This window comes from Jatrophihabitans fulvus (assembly GCF_054781375.1).
Genome location: NZ_BAAGUN010000006.1, coordinates 51,316 through 67,610 on the forward strand (window position 1 = coordinate 51,316; position 16,295 = coordinate 67,610).

A 16,295-nucleotide genomic window follows, 5' to 3' on the forward strand; every position below is an offset into this window, starting at 1 on the left:
CGATTCTGTCGGGCGTCAGAGGGACGCCGCGAGGCGGACACCCTGGTCGATCGCCCGCTTCGCGTCGAGCTCGGCGGCGACGTCGGCCCCGCCCACGACGTGGACCGCGAACGGTGCGCCGGCGAGCTCGTCGGCGAGCTCGCGGCGCGGTTCCTGGCCGGCGCACACGACCACGTCGTCGACCTCGAGCACGCGCGGCTGCTCGTCGACGGTGACGTGCAGCCCGGCGCCGTCGATGCGCACGTAGGTGACGCCCTTCAGCGTCTCGACGCCGCGGTGCGCGAGCGAGCTGCGGTGCACCCAGCCGGAGGTCTTGCCCAGCCCGGCGCCGACCTTCGAGCTCTTGCGCTGCAGCAGGTACACCTGGCGGGCGGCCGCCGGACGGACGGCGGTGCCCAGCCCGCCGCGCTCGGTCGCCGGGTCGCCGACTCCCCACTCGCGGCGCCACGCGTCCAGCGGTTGCGGACGGCCGTCCGGGGCCGGGTCGGTGAGGAACTCGGCCACGTCGAAGCCGATGCCCCCGGCACCGATCACGGCGACCCGCCGTCCGACGGTGACCGCTCCGGTGACGACGTCGGCGTAGCCGTGCACGTTCGGACGGTCGGCACCGGGCACCGTGAGCCGCCGCGCGGTGACGCCGGTGGCGACGACGACGTGGTCCCACGAACCGGCGGTCAGCTCGGCCGCCGTGACGGCGTGGCCGAGGTGCACCTTGACGCCGAGCAGCTCGAGCCGGCGGGTGAAGTAGCGCAGCGTCTCGGCGAACTCCTCCTTGCCGGGGATGCGCCGAGCGAGTTGGAATTGCCCACCGAGTTCGGGTTCGGCCTCGAAGAGTTCGACCTCGTGACCGCGCTCGGCGGCGGCGGTGGCGACCGCGAGCCCCGCGGGGCCGGCCCCGACGACGGCGACCCGGGCGGCGCGGCGGGTCGGCAGCAGCACGAGCTCGGTCTCGTGGCCCGCCCGCGGGTTCACCAGGCACGACGCGATCTTGTGCTTGAACGTGTGGTCCAGGCACGCCTGGTTGCAGGCGATACAGGTGTTGATCTCGTCCGCGCGCTCTTCGGCAGCCTTGCGCACCCAGTCGGGATCGGCGAGGAACGGCCGGGCCAGCGACACCATGTCGGCCTGCCCGTCGGCCAGGATCCGCTCGGCGACCTCGGGCATGTTGATGCGGTTGGACGCGACGACCGGGATGCCGACCTCGGCGCGCAGCCGTCCGGTCACGTCGGCGAACGCCGCCCGCGGCACCGACGTGACGATCGTCGGCACACGCGCCTCGTGCCAGCCGATGCCGGTGTTGATCAGCGTGGCGCCCGCGGCCTCGACGTCGTGGGCGAGCGCCACGGTCTCGTCCCAGCTCTGCCCCTTCTCGACGAGATCGAGCAGCGACATGCGGTAGCAGACGATGAAGTCGTCGCCCGCGGCCGCGCGCGACCGGCGGACGATCTCGGTCGGGAAGCGGCGGCGGTTCGCGGCGCTGCCGCCCCACTCGTCGTCACGGCGGTTGACCCGCTCGGTGAGGAACTGGTTGATCAGGTAGCCCTCGGACCCCATGATCTCGACGCCGTCGTAGCCGGCGCGGCGGGCGAGTTCGGCGGTGTGCGCGAAGTCGTCGACGGTGCGACGGACCTCCCGCGACGTCATCCCCCGCGCGGAGAACGGCGTGATCGGTGACTTCGAGCGCGACGCGGTGGCCGACAGCGGGTGATAGCTGTACCGGCCGGCGTGCAGCACCTGCAGGGCGATGCGCCCGCCGTTGTCGTGCACCGCGTCGGTGATCTCGCGGTGCCGCGCGACCTCGCGCCCGGTCGTCAGCTTGCCGGCCAGCGGCAGCAGCCAGCCGGTGCGGTTGGGCGCGAAACCGCCGGTGACGATGAGCGCGACACCGCCGCGGGCCCGCTCGGCGTAGAACTCGGCCAGCTTCGGCAGGTTCTTCGGACGGTCCTCCAGTCCGGTGTGCATCGAGCCCATGAGCACCCGGTTCGGCAGCGTCGTGAACCCGAGGTCCAGGGGCGCGAGCAGGTGCGGGAAGCGCGTCATGGCCGTCAACCTACTCGCGGGTAACCCCCGGTGCCCCGTCGAACCAGGCCATCGGGTCGCGATCGGCCCGGGCGCCGGGGCCCCCGTCCGCACCAGACTGGCCGGCATGTTCAGCCGCACCGATCTCGACCTCGCTGCCGCCACCGTCCGGGCCGTCGTCCCGCCGACCCCCACCCACCACTGGCCGTTGCTCGACGACGCCACCGGCGCCGAGGTGTGGGTCAAGCACGAGAACCACACGCCGGTCGGGGCGTTCAAGGTGCGCGGCGGGCTCGTCTACGTCGACCGGCTGCGCACCCGCCGCCCCGAGGTCACCGGGCTGGTGTGCGCAACCCGCGGCAACCACGGGCAGAGCCTGGCGGTCGCGGGCCGCCGCGCCGGCCTGGACGTCACCATCGTCGTGCCGCAGGGCAACAGCCTCGACAAGAACGCGGCGATGCGCGCGCTCGGCGCGACCGTGTTGGAGAAGGGCCACGACTTCCAGGCCAGCCGCGAGTACGCCACCGAACTGGCCGCCGCCGACCCCGGTCTCGAGATGGTGCCGTCGTTCCACCCCGACCTCGTGCTCGGCGTGGCCACCTACGCCGACGAGTTCCTCGCCGCCGCGCCGGCGCTCGACGTCGTGTACGTCGCCATCGGCATGGGCTCCGGCGCGTGCGGGCTCATCGGCGTGCGGGACCTGCTCGGGCTCGACACGCAGATCGTCGGGGTCGTCAGCGACCGCGCCGACGCCACCGCCCGCTCACTGGCGGCGGGTCACGTGGTCACCACGCCGACGGCCGACACCTTCGTCGACGGCGTCGCCACCCGCAGCCCCGACCCCGACGCGATCAGCGTCCTGGCCGGCGGACTGGCCCGCGTGGTCACGGTGTCGGACGACCTGGCCGCCGAGGCGATGCGGGTGATGCTGAGGACCACGCACAACCTGGCCGAGCCGGCCGGCGCGCTCGCCCTCGCCGGCCTGCTCGCCGAGCGCGCGGCGATGGCCGGACGCCGCGTCGGCGTCGTGCACTCCGGCGGCAACGTCGACGCCGCCGTGCTCACCGAGGTGCTGGCCGGGCGGACGCCTGTCGTCGGGTGAATCAGGCGGACGGCGTGGCGTCGCGCAGCACCCGCAGCGCGTTGCGGTGGGTCAGGGCGGCGAGGTCGTCCTCCGACCACGAGCGCGACCGCAGTTCGTCGAGCAGGGCGGGGTAGGTCGAGACGTCCTCGAGCCCGGTGGGCAGGCCGTCGCAGCCGTCGTAGTCGCCGCCGAGGCCGACGTGCTCGACACCGGCGACCTCGCGCACGTGCTCGACGTGGTCGGCCACGTCGGCGAGGGTGGCGACCGGACGCGGGTGCTCGGCCGCGTACCGCTCGGCCGCCGCGTCGAGCGCGGCGAGATCGCGGCGGTCCTCGCCGCGCTCGGCCATGTCGGCGACGACGGCCGCGTTCCACTCGGCGCAGGCGGACGACACGAACGCGGGCACGAAGGTCACCATGCACACGCCGCCGTTGCCGGCCAGGGTCGTGAGCACGTCGTCGGGCACGTTGCGCACGTGGTCGGTGACCGCCCGGGCCGACGAGTGGCTGAAGATCACCGGGACCGACGAGGTGTCGAGCGCGTCGCGCATCGTCGACGGGGCCACGTGCGACAGGTCGACGAGCATCCCGAGCCGGTTCATCTCGCGCACGACGTCACGCCCGAAGTCGCTCAGTCCCCCTACCGCGGGTTCGTCGGTCGCCGAGTCGGCCCACGGCACGTTGTCGTTGTGGGTGAGCGTCATGTAGCGCACCCCCATGGCGTGCAGGGTGCGCAACACGGCGAGGGACGAGTCGATGCTGTGGCCACCCTCGGCACCCATGAGCGAGGCGATGCGGCCCTGTTCCCAAGCCCGCTCGACGTCGTCAGCGGTCAACGCCAGCTCGAGCTCGTCCGGATATCGCGCGATCATGCGCAGCACGAAGTCGACCTGCTCGAGCGTGGCCGCGACGCTGCGCTCGCCCAGCTGCGTCGAGACGTACACCGACCAGAACTGCGCCGCCACGCCACCGCGGCGCAACCGCACCAGGTCGGTGTGCGTCGCGTCCTGCTCGACGTCGACCGGGTAGGCGTCGAGGTCGTAGTCGTTCAGCAACCGCATGGCCCATGGCAGGTCGTTGTGGCCGTCGACCACCCGCATCGACGTCACGCGTCGACGGTCTCGCCGGAAGCGAGGTGGCGGTACTCGCTGCCGTGCTCTGCCCCGATGCGGGTGATCTGACCTTCGACGACACCGAGGCCGATGTCGGTGAGCAGCGAGTCGTGCAGATTGAACGTCCGCGGCGCCCGCACCGAGACGACGAAGTCGATCACCTCGGACACCTTCGACCACGGCGCGTGGACCGGCGCGAACAGGGTGTCGACGGGCACGGGCGGCACCGCGAACGAGTCGCCCGGGTGGTACACCGACCCGTTCACGAGCACGCCGACGTTCGCGATCACCGGGATGCTCGGGTGGATCACCGCGTGCTGCCCGCCGAACGTGCGCACGGAGAAGCCCGCCGCCTCGAACGACTCGCCCGCCCCGATCGCCGTGACCTGCTCCCCGAGATCGAGTTGCTGCGCGAGGGCCGGCGTCGTCCAGATCGCGAGCCGCGGGTCCTTGCGGGCCGCCGCGCGCAACCGCTCGACGTCGACGTGATCGGGGTGCTCGTGCGTGACCACCACCGCGTCGGCACCGTCGAGCGCGGCGTCGAGTTCGCTGAAGGCGCCGGGGTCGAGCACGAGGGTGCGGTCGCCGTCGTCGAATCTCACGCACGAGTGCGTGTACTTCGTCAGCTGCATGGGTCCGAGCCTAGAACTCAGACGGTGGCCGGCCCGTCCAGGTCCGCAGGCGGCGCCGCCTCCTCGGCCGCGTGCATGGCGGCCTCCTCCGCGCTGGCCGCGTACCCGGCCCGGCCGACGTCCGTGGCGATCTCGTCCTTCTCCTCGTCCGGGTGCGCGCCCTCGTCCGGGGCCACGAGCCGTCCGACCCGCTCCCGCTCGTCGGCACGGTCCAGGTCTGCTTCGGACACGTCGGGCTCCTCCTCCGACAGCCGCTCGTCGAGCGACTCCCCCTCGAGGGTCTCCTCGGCGGTGTCGCCACGGAACGAGTGCGGCTCGCGGTCGGGCGGGTTGTAGCCGGCGTCCAGCGGGTCGTCGGTGTTCGACCCGGTCAGCGTCTCGGACGGGTCCAGCTGGCTGGCGTCGACGACGACGCCCTCGTACAGGTCGTCACGGTCTTCAGGCTCGGTCATGCCACTTCACCTTCCCGATATCGCCGCCGCTGTCACGGGCAGGCTCGCGGGTGTGACGTCCGTTCTCTGGTTCCGGCGCGATCTGCGGCTGCGCGACAACCCCGCGCTGGACGAGGCGGCGAAGGACGGCCCCGTGGTCGCACTGTTCGTCCTCGACCAGGCGCTGCTCAAGCCCGCCGGCGGGCCGCGCACCGCGTTCCTCTACCGGACGCTGCGCGCACTGGACGCCGACCTGCGCGAGAAGGGCGGGGCACTGGTGGTGCGCCGCGGCAAGCCGGAGAACGTCGTCCCCCGCGTCGTGAAGGAGGCGGACGCCTCGTCGGTGCACATCGCGGCCGACTTCGGCCCGTACGGCTCGCGGCGCGACGAGGCGGTCGAGCAGGCGCTGGGCGACGTGCCGCTCGTACGCACCGGCTCGCCCTACGCCATCGCACCCGGACGGGTGCTCAACGGCTCGGGCAAGCCGTTCAAGGTCTACACCCCGTTCTACCGCGCGTGGCTCGAGCACGGCTGGCGCGACCCCGCGGCGACGAAGGCCGGCCGGGTCGAGTGGCACACCGGTCTCGAGAGCACCGACATCCCGAAGGACCCGTCGCTGCCGAAGGACCTCGAGCTGCCCGACCCGGGCGAGGACGCCGCGCTCGCGGCCTGGAAGGCGTACCGCGACAAGGGTCTGCTGTCGAAGTACGACGACAACCGCAACCGTCCGGACCTCGATCGCACGTCGCGCATGTCGGTCTATCTCAAGTACGGCTGCATCCACCCGCGGACGATCCTCGCCGACGTCAAGGACCTCGCCGACGACACGTACCGCAAGGAGATCGCGTGGCGCGAGTTCTACGCGACGATCCTGCACTTCTTCCCGGAGTCGGCGCGGGAGTACTACCAGCCGCAGTTCGCGAAGATGGACTACACCCGCGCCGGGACGAAGGCCTTCGACGAGGGCTTCGACGCGTGGCGTGAGGGGCGGACGGGTTTCCCGATCGTCGACGCGGGCATGCGACAGCTGCTCGGCGAGGGCTGGATCCACAACCGGGTCCGGATGATCGTCGCGTCGTTCCTGGTCAAGGACCTGCACATCGAGTGGACCCACGGCGCGCGGCACTTCATGCAGCACCTGGTCGACGGCGACCTCGCGTCCAACAACCACGGCTGGCAGTGGACGGCCGGGTCCGGCACCGACGCCTCGCCCTTCTTCCGCGTCTTCAACCCGATCACGCAGGGCCTCAAGTTCGACCCCGACGGCGCGTACGTCCGCCGCTGGATCCCGGAGCTGCGCGACGTCGAGGGCAAGGCCGCCCACGAGCCCTGGGACCTGCCCGACGGGGTCCCCGAGGGGTATCCGACACGCCTGGTCGACCACAAGCACGAACGCGAGGTCGCGCTCGAGAGGTATGGCAGGATCAAGGGCTGAGACGGGCTGCGGGGGCGTCCGGATCACCGGGGGAAGCCATGTGGGATCTCGTGCTCGTCATTGCCGCGACGGCCGTCGCGATGCTCCTGCTCGTCGCGTTCGCGAGCCTGCTGTTCCGCGAGAACCGCACTCGTGAGGTGCGCCGTCCCGCCCCGTCCGCGCAGCCCCGGACCGCGACCGGCCCCGAGGACGATCCCGTCTGGCGCACCGTCGTCGACCCCGCCACGCACCACCCGGGCGCGGTGCGCCCCTTCGCCGTCGCCTACGCCCGCGCCATGACGGTGCCCGACGCCGGCTCCGAGATGCCCGGCCACCGCGCCGCCTGACCTATCCCGGTCCGAGCCGGGTCCCGATACGTTCGGCGGCCTGCCACAGCGCGTCCCGCGCCCCCGGCAACGACCGGGCGCGACTGCTGGGCACGAGCACGGCCAGCGACGCGAGCGCCGACCCGCCCGGCCCGAGGATCGGCACGGCGAGCCCGTGCACCCCGTTCTGCAGCTCGTCGCGCGACGTGTCGTAGCGGCGCCGGCGCACCGCACGCAGGGTCCGCTCGAGCCGGTCCGGACTCGACGCGCGCCGCACGATCGCGTCCGCGACCGCGGGCGGAAGGAAGGCCAGCACGACCCGTCCGCTGGCGCTGACGTCGAGCCCGTGCCGAGCGCCGACCCGCTCGCTCACCCGCACCACGTGACCGTCCGCGACGACCTGGTCGAGGACGACCGCCTGGCCGCCGTCGAGCACGTGCAACGTCACCGTCTCCCCGACCGTCCCCGCGAGCTGCGCCATCACCGGACGGGCGACCGCACGCAGGTCGGGCTCGGGGGTCCCCGCCAGCCGCGCCAGGGTCGGACCGGGCCGGTAGGCGCCGTCGCGGCGCAGCACGAAGCCGCGCGCGGCCAGCGTGGTGAGCAGCCGGTGCGTGACGGTGCGGTTGAGCGCGAGCCGCTCGCCCAGCTGCGCCGCCGTCAGCGGCGCGCCGCGACCCAGCTCCTCGAGGATGCGCAGCGCGTGGTCGGCGGTCTGCGCGATCTCGGGCACGGCCTAACCGCCGGCCGGGTCGTGCGCGGGCAGCACGCGGCCGCGCACCTCGCCGAGCGCGAGGGTGCCGCCGCCGGTCGACGGGGCGGAGTAGCGCAGCACCACCTCGTCGCCGTCGAGCAGGAAGGTGCGCGGCTGTCCCGCCACCTCGAACGGTTCCGCCCCGCCCCACGACAATTCGAGCAGCGACCCGCGCTCGTGCCGCTGCGGTCCGGAGATCGTGCCGGACGCGTACAGGTCACCCACTCGCAGCGACGCGCCGTTGACCGTCATGTGGGCCAGCATCTGGGCCGGTGACCAGTACATCGTGCGGTAGTTCGGACGGGCCACCACCTGACCGCCGATCTCGACCTCGACGGCGATGTCGTAGCCGTAGGCGCCGTCCTGCCGCAGGTAGTCGCTGACCGCCGGCTCCTGCGGCGGCAGCGGCACCCGCGCACCCTCGAGCGCGGCGAGCGGGGTCACCCACGCCGACACCGACGTGGCGAACGACTTGCCGAGGTTCGGGCCCAGCGGCACGTACTCCCAGGCCTGGATGTCGCGCGCCGACCAGTCGTTGACGCCGACGACACCGAAGACCGTCCGCTCGTACTCGGCGGTCGGCACGCTGCGGCCCAGCGGCACGGCCCGGCCGACGACGAAGCCGAGCTCGGCCTCGATGTCCAGCCGCACGCTCGGGCCGACGACCGGGCCGGCGGCACCGGGGTCCCGGCGCTGCCCCCGCGGACGGTGGATCACGGTGCCCGACACGACCACCGACCCGGCGCGTCCGTGGTAGCCCACGGGCAGGTGGCGCCAGTTCTCCTTGAGCGGCTCGCTGTCGGGACGCAGAATGCGCCCGACGTTGGTGGCGTGGTCGAGGGAGGCGTAGAAGTCGACGTAGTCGGCCACCTCGAAGGGCAGCCGCATGATCGCGTCGGCGACGGGGGTCAGCTCGACGTGCCCGCGCTGCGCCGGGTCGGTGAGCAGGTCCCGCGCCCACGCACGGACGGCGGCCCACACGTCGGGGCCGGCCGCGAGCAGCGGGTTCAGCGCGGGCGCGCCCAGCAGGTCGGACCACTGCGGACGGCCGTCGCGCGCCGCCGCCGACAGGTCGGCCACGTGGTCGCCGACCCGCACGCCGACGCGGGGCGACGGATCGGACGACGTCGAGAAGACCCCGTAGGGCAGGTGGTCGGTGTCGTACCCGCTGCCCGTCGCCCCGGGGACCCAGCTGGTCGTCGCCATCCGACCACCTCACTCTCGTTCGGATATCGCACATCTTTACACGCATATCGGGCCGCGCGTAGCGTCCGCTGCATGGGCAACGAGCTCGGGTACCTGGCGGGGTTCGGCAACCAGCACCACAGCGAGGCCGTCGCGGGGGCACTGCCCGTCGGTCGCAACTCGCCGCAGCAGGCGCCGCTCGGCCTGTACGCCGAGCAGCTGTCGGGCACGGCGTTCACCGCGCCGCGGCACCTCAACCGGCGCACCTGGGTGTACCGCATCCGCCCGTCCGCGGCGCACCCGTCGTACCGGCGCGTCGACGGCGGCCGCCTGCAGGCGAGCCCGATCCGCAACGACGCGCCCGAGCCGAACCGGCTGCGCTGGGACGCGTTCGAGCTGCCGGACGAGCCGGTCGACTTCGTCCGCTCGCTGTTCACCATGGGCGGCACCGGCGACGTGCGCGCGCAGGACGGCGTCGCGGTCCACCTCTACGCGGCCACGGCGTCGATGGTCGACGACTACTTCGTCGACAGCGACGGCGAGTTGCTCATCGTGCCCCAGCAGGGCCGGCTGCGCCTCGTCACCGAGCTCGGCGTGCTGCTCGTCGAGCCGAACGAGATCGCGGTCGTCCCGCGCGGGCTGCGCTTCCGGGTCGAGTTGCCGGACGGCTCCGCCCGCGGGTACGTGCTCGAGAACTACGGCGCGATGTTCACGCTGCCCGAGCTGGGCCCCATCGGTGCCAACGGCCTCGCGAACCACCGCGACTTCCTCGCCCCGACCGCGGCGTACGAGGACGACGACCGGCCGGTGCGGCTGGTGCAGAAGTTCCTCGGCCACCTGTGGGCCGCCGACTACGACCACTCACCGCTCGACGTCGTCGGGTGGCACGGCAATCTCGTGCCCTACAAGTACGACCTGCGCCGCTTCAACACCATGGGGACGATCTCGTTCGACCATCCCGACCCGTCGATCTTCACCGTGCTGACCTCGCCGAGCCACACGGTTCCGGGCACGGCCAACGCCGACTTCGTGATCTTCCCGCCGCGCTGGCTCGTCGGCGAGGACACGTTCCGTCCGCCGTGGTACCACCGCAACGTCATGAGCGAGTTCATGGGACTCGTGCACGGCGCCTACGACGCCAAGGCCGAGGGCTTCGTGCCGGGCGGATCGAGCCTGCACACCTGCTTCACCTCGCACGGCCCGGACCGCGCCACGTACGACCGGGCCAGCACCGTCGAGCTCGCCCCGCAGAAGGTCGACGACACGCTCGCGTTCATGTTCGAGACGCGGCTGCCCATCGTGGTCACCGATCAGGCCATGGCCGCGCGGGAACGCCAGCCCGACTACGACGCCGTCTGGACCGGCATCGAGCGCCACTTCGCCGGGTGAACGGCTACCGCCCGTGATCTAGTACCCGCCACGTCGCAGGCCGCGTAGGTGCAGACCGCGTAGTCGAGCTGAGCGAACTCGGTCTTGCCGTCGCCGTAGTGGATGGTCGTGCAGAGGGGTTCCAGCAGCAGGATCAGCGAGGTCCCCGGTTTGGTGGACGGCGCGGCCACACCGTTGTCGCCGCCGAGCTTGATGGCCCGCAGGGTCGGCCCGTCCTCTGTGCTCCCGTTCGACGAGCAGGCGGCCACCGTGGCTATGGCGAGCGCCGAACGGCCGCTTTCGAGCGCATCACTTTGCGATGGTTCGCACGCCGTTCGTCGGGCGCGACCTGGCGCTCGGCCGCCGCCGCGCGACAGCGCCTGACCGATGGAACAGTCCCTGCGCGCTACTTCAGCAGCTGGCGCGCCATGACCATGCGGTTGATCTGGTTGGTGCCCTCGTAGATCTGGGTGATCTTCGCGTCGCGCATCATGCGCTCGACCGGGAAGTCCTTGGTGTAGCCGGCGCCGCCGAAGAGCTGGACGGCGTCGACGGTCACCGACATCGCCGTGTCGGACGCGAACACCTTCGCGGCCGCCGAGGTGAAGGTCAGGTTCGGCTCGTTGCGCTCGGCGCGGGCGGCGGCCGAGTACACGAGCTGGCGTGCGGCCTCGATGCGCATGCCCATGTCGGCGATCATGAACTGCACGCCCTGGAAGTCGGCGATCGCCTTACCGAACTGATGGCGCTCCTTGACGTAGGCGCGGGCTGCGTCGAACGCGCCCTGCGCGATGCCGAGCGCCTGCGCGCCGATCGTCAGGCGCGTGTGGTCGAGGGTCTTCAGCGCGGTCTTGAAACCCGTGCCGGGCTCGCCGACGATGCGGTCGAGCGGGATGGTGCAGTCCTCGAAGTGCAGCTCGCAGGTGGGGCTGCCCTTGATGCCGAGCTTGCGCTCGGGGGTGCCGACGGAGAAGCCCGGGTCGTCCTTGTGCACGACGAAGGCCGAGATGCCGTTCGCGCCCTTGCCGGGCTCGGTGACGGCCATGACGGTGTAGTAGCTGGACACGCCCGCGTTCGTGATCCACGCCTTGGTGCCGTTGAGCACCCAGTGGTCGCCGTCCTGCACCGCGCGGGTGCGCATCGAGGCGGCGTCCGACCCGGCCTCGCGCTCGCTCAGCCCATAGCTGAACATGACCTCGCCCGCGGCCAGCGGCGCGAGCACCTCCTTCTTCAGCTGCTCGGAACCGCTGAGGATGACCGGCATCGAGCCGAGCTTGTTGACGGCCGGGATCAGCGACGACGACGCGCAGGCACGCGCCACCTCCTCGATCACGATGGCGGACGAGATCGCGTCCGCCCCCATGCCGCCGTACTCCTCGGGCACGTGCACGGCGTGAAAGCCGGCCTTGACGAGCGCGTCGTTGACGTCGTGCGGGAACTCGGCGGTCTCGTCGATCTCCGCGGCGCGGGGCGCGATGCGGTCGTCGGCGAGCTCGCGGACGGCCTGCCGCAGCATCCGCTGCTCGTCGGTGAGCTGGTACTGGTCGAAGTCCGGATTCCCGATGCTCATACCTCAGATAGTAGGACGTCCTAGCGGTTCCGGTTCCGGGTGCTCGGGCGGCGTCCCGATTGCGCATCGCGTCAAATCCGTGTTAGCTAAATGCGAACGAGTTGGCCACGGAGGGCCTCATGACCGCGATCGCACCACTACCGCGCCCGGCGGCATCCCGGCCCGGCGCCGGCTCGCGTGGCACCGCTGCGGGCACGGGTGCCGTCACCGCCACGAGCGCCGCCCCGCACCCCGCGCCGTCCGCCCCGTCCGCCCCGTCCGCCCCGGAGCGGCGCGCGGGTGGGCGGACGACGGGCTTCCTCGCCCCGTGGCTGGTGTGGACGACGGTGACCGCCGTCGTGTCCGGCGAGTTCGTGATCCTGCACGCCATCCACGTCCAGGTGCGCTCCACGCCGATCGCGGACGTGCTCTACGCCGGGCTGCTTGCCCTGGCGACCATCGGCTGGACGCTGTGGTTCCAGCGACTCGTCCGCCGTCACCGCCGCGTCGAGCACCTGCTGACGGCCGAGAAGGCGACGGCGGACGGCGCCGAGCGGCTCGCCGCGCTCGTGCAGCGCTCGGCCGATCTCATCCTGGTGGCCGACGCGGACGGTGTCGTGACGTACGCCAGCCCCTCGGCGCGGGCCCTGCTCGGCGTCGCTCCGGCCGAGCTGGTGGGCACGGTGTGGACGGATCTGCTCGTCCGCGACGACCGGGTCGAGCTGGGTCTCGTGGCCGAGCTGATCCGCCCGGGGGTCGATGCCACCGTGACGGCCCGCCTGCTGCACGCCGACGGGAACACCCTCGACGTCGAGGGCACCGTGGCCAACCGCACCGACGACCCCGCGGTGGGCGGCACCGTCATCACGCTGCGCGACGTCACGCGGCGCGTGCAGCTCGAGCGCGAGCTGACCCGGCAGGCGTTCCAGGACGCCCTCACCGGCCTGCCCAACCGCCGGTTGTTCTCCGACCGCCTCGCCCACGCCCTGCAGGTCCGGCGCGACGAGGCCGGGCGCCACGTGGCGGTGCTCTTCTGCGATCTCGACGACTTCAAGGCCGTCAACGACAGCCTCGGTCACGGGGTGGGCGACACCGTGCTGCAGGAGTTCGCCCGGCGCGCCGTCGACGTCGTCCGCCCCGGTGACACCGTCGCGCGCCTCGGTGGCGACGAATTCGCGGTGCTGCTCGACGACCTCGACGCCGCGGCGGCGCTGCCCATCGCCGAGGACCTGCTGGCGGCCTTCGGCCGTCCGATCGACGTCGCCGGCCAGATGGTCTGCCTCGGCGTCAGCGTCGGAGTCGCGGCGATCGCCGCCGACGACTCCGACGGCGTCGAGCTGCTGCGCACCGCGGACGTGGCGATGTACCTCGCGAAGAACCGCGGCCGCGGCACCGTGCAGGTCTACGACGGGACGCTCGAGGAGGACACCCTCAACCGGCTCGCGCTGCGCGCCGAGCTGCAGGCCGCACTGGACGACGGGCTCGTCGTCCCGCACTTCCAGCCGGTGATCGACCTCGACTCCGGCGACGTGGTCGGGTACGAGGCGCTCGCGCGCTGGACCCGGTCGGACGGCAGCGCCGTTCCCCCGTCCCGTTTCGTGCCCGTCGCCGAGCAGACCGGTCTCGTGCACGCGCTCGGCAGCGCCGTCCTCACCGACGCCTGCCGTGCGGGTGTGCGGTTCCACGCGCTCGCGGGACGTCCGCTGGACATGTCCGTGAACATCACCGTCCAGCAGCTGGTGCGGCCGGGCTTCACCCACGACGTGCTCGCCGTCCTGCGACTCACCGGCTTCCCCGCCGCGTCGCTCGTGCTCGAGATCACCGAGAGCACCCTGGCGACGGGCATCGAGGCCGTGACCGACCACCTGCGGGTGCTGCGGGAGCACGGCATCCGCATCGCGATCGACGACTTCGGCACCGGGTTCAGTTCGTTGTCGTACCTGCGGACGCTGCCGGTCGACGCGCTCAAGATCGACAAGTCGTTCCTCGACAACGTCACGCGCGACGCGCACGACGCGGCCGTGGCCGCCGCCGTCGTGTCGATCGGGTCGGCGGTGGACCTCACGGTGGTGGCCGAGGGCGTCGAGCACGAGGACCAGGCGCGGTGGCTGGCGGGCACGTCCTGCCGCCGCGCGCAGGGCTACCTGTGGTCCGCGGCCCGCGACGAGGCCACGACCGCCGCGGCCCTGGAGCGTGACGTGCTGAGGAACGTGCTGAGGGACGCGCTGAGGGACACCGCCTCCGCGCCGGTGCGGTAATCTCGCGGCGGGCCGTGACTGGCGCTGCAGAGGTGGGCCGACCACCGGGGAGCGGTCCGGACGACACCGCCGCGCGCCTGGGCCCACCGCTACGACCGACGGAGGCCCACATGTCCCAGCCGTTCGACGCCGACGCCGCCTCGCGCGCCTACCGGGCCGCCCTGCAGGTCATCGAGTCGGTCGAGCCGACCGTCGCGGGCGCGATCCGCGGCGAGCTCGCCGACCAGCGCTCGTCACTGAAGCTGATCGCGAGCGAGAACTACGCCTCGCCCGCCACGCTGCTGACGATGGGCACGTGGATGTCCGACAAGTACGCCGAGGGCACCGTCGGGCACCGCTTCTACGCGGCCTGCCAGAACATCGACACCGTCGAGCAGGCGGCCGCCGACCACGCCAAGGCCCTGTTCGGCGCCCCCCACGCCTACGTGCAGCCGCACTCGGGCATCGACGCCAACCTCGTCGCCTTCTGGTCGATCCTGGCCACCAGGCTCGAGGCCCCGGCGCTGGCCGACGCCGGCGCGAAGCACGTCAACGACCTGAGCGAGTCCGACTGGCAGACCCTGCGCCGGGCGATGGGCAACCAGCGCGCGCTGGGCATGTCCCTCGACGCCGGCGGCCACCTCACGCACGGTTTCCGTCCGAACATCAGCGGCAAGATGTTCGAGCAGGCGTCCTACGGCACCGACCCCGAGACCGGCCTGCTCGACTACGACGCGGTCCGCGCCACCGCCCGCGAGTTCCGGCCCCTCGTCCTCATCGCGGGCTATAGCGCGTACCCGCGCAAAGTCAACTTCGCCACGATGCGCGAGATCGCCGACGAGGTCGGCGCGGTGCTCATGGTCGACATGGCGCACTTCGCGGGGCTCGTCGCCGGCAAGGTCTTCACGGGCGACTACGACCCGGTGCCGCACGCGCACATCGTCACCACCACCACGCACAAGTCGCTGCGCGGCCCGCGCGGCGGCATGGTGCTGTGCCAGCCCGAGTTCGCCGACGCCGTCGACCGCGGATGCCCGATGGTGCTGGGCGGTCCCCTCGGGCACGTGATGGCCGCCAAGGCGGTGGCGTTCGCCGAGGCCCGCCGCCCCGAGTTCCGCACCTACGCGCAGGCCGTCGCCGACAACGCCGTCGCGCTCGCCGAGGGCCTCGCGAAGCGCGGCGTCCGGTTGATCACCGGCGGCACCGAGAACCACCTGGTGCTGCTGGACGTCAGCGGGTTCGGCATCACCGGACGCCAGGCGGAGTCGGCGTTGCTCGACTCCGGCATCGTGACCAACCGCAACGCCATCCCGCGCGACCCGAACGGCGCCTGGTACACCTCGGGCGTCCGCATCGGCACGCCGGCGCTGACGTCGCGCGGGTTCGACACCGCCGACTTCGACCGCGTCGCCGAGCTGATCGTCGACGTCCTGACGGCCACCGAGCCGACCGCGGCCGCGAGCGGCGGCGCGTCGAAGGCCAAGTACACGATCGCCGACGGGGTCGCGGCCAAGACGCAGGCAGCGGCGGACGAGCTGCTCACCGCGAACCCGCTCTACCCCGGCCTCGACCTCGGCTGAGCCCTCAGGCGGGCCGCACCGGAACGCTCGACTCCTCGACGTCGGCCAGCGCGAGCGGCCACGTCGAGGGGTCGTCGGCGGCGTCCCAGAGCCCGAGCAGCCGTACCGGCCACACCGGGTCCTCCGTCGCCGCGAGCTCGGCGCGGGTCCACCACCGCAGGCCGAGGACGGTGTTCTTCTCGTCGTCGGTGAACCCGGACGTGTCGACGTCGAACACCTCGGTGCGGACGACGACGACCACGTCGTCCTGGTCGATGATCTTGTCGCTGTAGCCGTGCACGACGTGCACGTGCGCCACTGGGCCGAGCACGTCGCCGCGGGTGATGCGCAGACCCGTCTCCTCGGCGAGTTCGCGGACGGCCGCGGCGGGCACGTCCTCGCCGGGGTCGATGCCGCCGCCCGGTGTCATCCACCACGAGTAGCCGTTGCCGGTGTCGCTGTCGTGCACGAGCAGCAGGCGGTCGCCGGCGACGAGCAACACCCGGACGGTGCGACGCGGGTAGCGCGGGCGGTCGTCGGCGTCCGGTCCCGTGGTCACCACGCCGACGCTACGGCCCGTCCGGCCTCCCACGTCCGGGGCCCCGCAGCACCTACGCTCGCGGCAC

Annotated in this window: 15 protein-coding genes and 1 riboswitch; of the genes, 6 read left to right on the forward strand and 9 right to left on the reverse strand. The window is 72.5% G+C overall.

The features are described 5' to 3' along the window. Positions 1 to 15: 15 nt before the first annotated feature. Positions 16 to 2,040, reverse strand: a complete 2,025-nt coding sequence (locus ACYVP9_RS18170) for an oxidoreductase (protein WP_460606339.1) — start codon at positions 2,038 to 2,040, stop codon at positions 16 to 18. A 106-nt stretch (positions 2,041 to 2,146) separates the two neighbouring features. Between ACYVP9_RS18170 and ACYVP9_RS18175 the strand changes: the two genes are divergently transcribed. Further along, entirely contained in the window at positions 2,147 to 3,121 is a 975-nt protein-coding gene (locus tag ACYVP9_RS18175; RefSeq protein WP_460606340.1) for a threonine/serine dehydratase, read from the forward strand. A gap of 1 nt (position 3,122) precedes the next feature. Here ACYVP9_RS18175 and ACYVP9_RS18180 read toward each other — a convergent pair whose 3' ends face one another. From ACYVP9_RS18180 to ACYVP9_RS18190, 3 genes are read right to left on the reverse strand one after another with little or no spacing between them, the layout of a single operon-like run. Further along, positions 3,123 to 4,202, reverse strand: coding sequence for a dipeptidase (locus tag ACYVP9_RS18180; protein ID WP_460606611.1), 1,080 nt, complete (start codon positions 4,200 to 4,202; stop codon positions 3,123 to 3,125). 5 nt (positions 4,203 to 4,207) lie between these two features. Beyond that, positions 4,208 to 4,846, reverse strand: coding sequence for an MBL fold metallo-hydrolase (locus tag ACYVP9_RS18185; protein ID WP_460606341.1), 639 nt, complete (start codon positions 4,844 to 4,846; stop codon positions 4,208 to 4,210). 17 nt (positions 4,847 to 4,863) lie between these two features. After that, positions 4,864 to 5,298, reverse strand: a complete 435-nt coding sequence (locus ACYVP9_RS18190) for a DUF5709 domain-containing protein (RefSeq protein WP_460606342.1) — start codon at positions 5,296 to 5,298, stop codon at positions 4,864 to 4,866. Between ACYVP9_RS18190 and ACYVP9_RS18195 the strand changes: the two genes are divergently transcribed. Together ACYVP9_RS18195 and ACYVP9_RS18200 are read left to right on the forward strand one after the other, a co-directional pair. Continuing rightward, on the forward strand, positions 5,297 to 6,712 hold the full coding sequence (locus ACYVP9_RS18195; RefSeq protein WP_460606343.1) for a cryptochrome/photolyase family protein: 1,416 nt from the start codon (positions 5,297 to 5,299) through the stop codon (positions 6,710 to 6,712). The two genes, ACYVP9_RS18190 and ACYVP9_RS18195, sit on opposite strands and share 2 nt — an antisense overlap. A gap of 38 nt (positions 6,713 to 6,750) precedes the next feature. Next, positions 6,751 to 7,038, forward strand: a complete 288-nt coding sequence (locus ACYVP9_RS18200; RefSeq protein WP_460606344.1) for a hypothetical protein — start codon at positions 6,751 to 6,753, stop codon at positions 7,036 to 7,038. A gap of 1 nt (position 7,039) precedes the next feature. On the opposite strand, the gene ACYVP9_RS18205 is transcribed toward ACYVP9_RS18200, so the two are convergent. Continuing rightward, positions 7,040 to 7,750: an IclR family transcriptional regulator gene (locus ACYVP9_RS18205; protein WP_460606345.1), complete on the reverse strand. Its 711-nt coding sequence runs from the start codon at positions 7,748 to 7,750 to the stop codon at positions 7,040 to 7,042. 3 nt (positions 7,751 to 7,753) lie between these two features. After that, complete coding sequence (fahA, locus tag ACYVP9_RS18210; protein ID WP_460606346.1) at positions 7,754 to 8,977, reverse strand: fumarylacetoacetase; 1,224 nt, start codon at positions 8,975 to 8,977, stop codon at positions 7,754 to 7,756. A 72-nt stretch (positions 8,978 to 9,049) separates the two neighbouring features. Here fahA and hmgA point away from each other — a divergent pair, with 72 nt between their 5' ends. After that, positions 9,050 to 10,345, forward strand: a complete 1,296-nt coding sequence (gene hmgA / locus ACYVP9_RS18215; protein WP_460606347.1) for a cupin domain-containing protein — start codon at positions 9,050 to 9,052, stop codon at positions 10,343 to 10,345. On the opposite strand, the gene ACYVP9_RS18220 is transcribed toward hmgA, so the two are convergent. Both ACYVP9_RS18220 and ACYVP9_RS18225 read right to left on the reverse strand, forming a co-directional pair. Further along, entirely contained in the window at positions 10,300 to 10,593 is a 294-nt protein-coding gene (locus ACYVP9_RS18220; protein ID WP_460606348.1) for a hypothetical protein, read from the reverse strand. The genes hmgA and ACYVP9_RS18220 overlap by 46 nt on opposite strands. A 137-nt stretch (positions 10,594 to 10,730) precedes the next feature. Continuing rightward, a complete protein-coding gene (locus tag ACYVP9_RS18225) occupies positions 10,731 to 11,894 on the reverse strand; it encodes an acyl-CoA dehydrogenase (RefSeq protein WP_460606349.1) in 1,164 nt (387 codons plus the stop codon). 119 nt (positions 11,895 to 12,013) lie between these two features. Between ACYVP9_RS18225 and ACYVP9_RS18230 the strand changes: the two genes are divergently transcribed. Then, entirely contained in the window at positions 12,014 to 14,131 is a 2,118-nt protein-coding gene (locus ACYVP9_RS18230) for a putative bifunctional diguanylate cyclase/phosphodiesterase (protein WP_460606350.1), read from the forward strand. 4 nt (positions 14,132 to 14,135) lie between these two features. After that, positions 14,136 to 14,221, forward strand: a riboswitch (ZMP/ZTP riboswitch). A gap of 20 nt (positions 14,222 to 14,241) precedes the next feature. Beyond that, positions 14,242 to 15,690: a serine hydroxymethyltransferase gene (locus tag ACYVP9_RS18235; RefSeq protein WP_460606351.1), complete on the forward strand. Its 1,449-nt coding sequence runs from the start codon at positions 14,242 to 14,244 to the stop codon at positions 15,688 to 15,690. 4 nt (positions 15,691 to 15,694) lie between these two features. Here ACYVP9_RS18235 and ACYVP9_RS18240 read toward each other — a convergent pair whose 3' ends face one another. After that, positions 15,695 to 16,228, reverse strand: a complete 534-nt coding sequence (locus ACYVP9_RS18240; RefSeq protein ID WP_460606352.1) for an NUDIX hydrolase — start codon at positions 16,226 to 16,228, stop codon at positions 15,695 to 15,697. Positions 16,229 to 16,295: the final 67 nt, after the last annotated feature.

Excerpts from the sequence above, each read along its gene's own strand:
- ACYVP9_RS18170 (WP_460606339.1), bottom strand. The coding sequence starts at position 2,040 with ATGACGCGCTTCCCGCACCTGCTCGCGCCCCTGGACCTCGGGTTCACG.
- ACYVP9_RS18175 (WP_460606340.1), top strand. The coding sequence starts at position 2,147 with ATGTTCAGCCGCACCGATCTCGACCTCGCTGCCGCCACCGTCCGGGCC.
- ACYVP9_RS18180 (WP_460606611.1), bottom strand. The coding sequence starts at position 4,202 with ATGCGGGTGGTCGACGGCCACAACGACCTGCCATGGGCCATGCGGTTG.
- ACYVP9_RS18185 (WP_460606341.1), bottom strand. The coding sequence starts at position 4,846 with ATGCAGCTGACGAAGTACACGCACTCGTGCGTGAGATTCGACGACGGC.
- ACYVP9_RS18195 (WP_460606343.1), top strand. The coding sequence starts at position 5,297 with ATGCCACTTCACCTTCCCGATATCGCCGCCGCTGTCACGGGCAGGCTC.
- ACYVP9_RS18190 (WP_460606342.1), bottom strand. The coding sequence starts at position 5,298 with ATGACCGAGCCTGAAGACCGTGACGACCTGTACGAGGGCGTCGTCGTC.
- ACYVP9_RS18200 (WP_460606344.1), top strand. The coding sequence starts at position 6,751 with ATGTGGGATCTCGTGCTCGTCATTGCCGCGACGGCCGTCGCGATGCTC.
- fahA (WP_460606346.1), bottom strand. The coding sequence starts at position 8,977 with ATGGCGACGACCAGCTGGGTCCCCGGGGCGACGGGCAGCGGGTACGAC.
- hmgA (WP_460606347.1), top strand. The coding sequence starts at position 9,050 with ATGGGCAACGAGCTCGGGTACCTGGCGGGGTTCGGCAACCAGCACCAC.
- ACYVP9_RS18225 (WP_460606349.1), bottom strand. The coding sequence starts at position 11,894 with ATGAGCATCGGGAATCCGGACTTCGACCAGTACCAGCTCACCGACGAG.
- ACYVP9_RS18230 (WP_460606350.1), top strand. The coding sequence starts at position 12,014 with ATGACCGCGATCGCACCACTACCGCGCCCGGCGGCATCCCGGCCCGGC.
- ACYVP9_RS18235 (WP_460606351.1), top strand. The coding sequence starts at position 14,242 with ATGTCCCAGCCGTTCGACGCCGACGCCGCCTCGCGCGCCTACCGGGCC.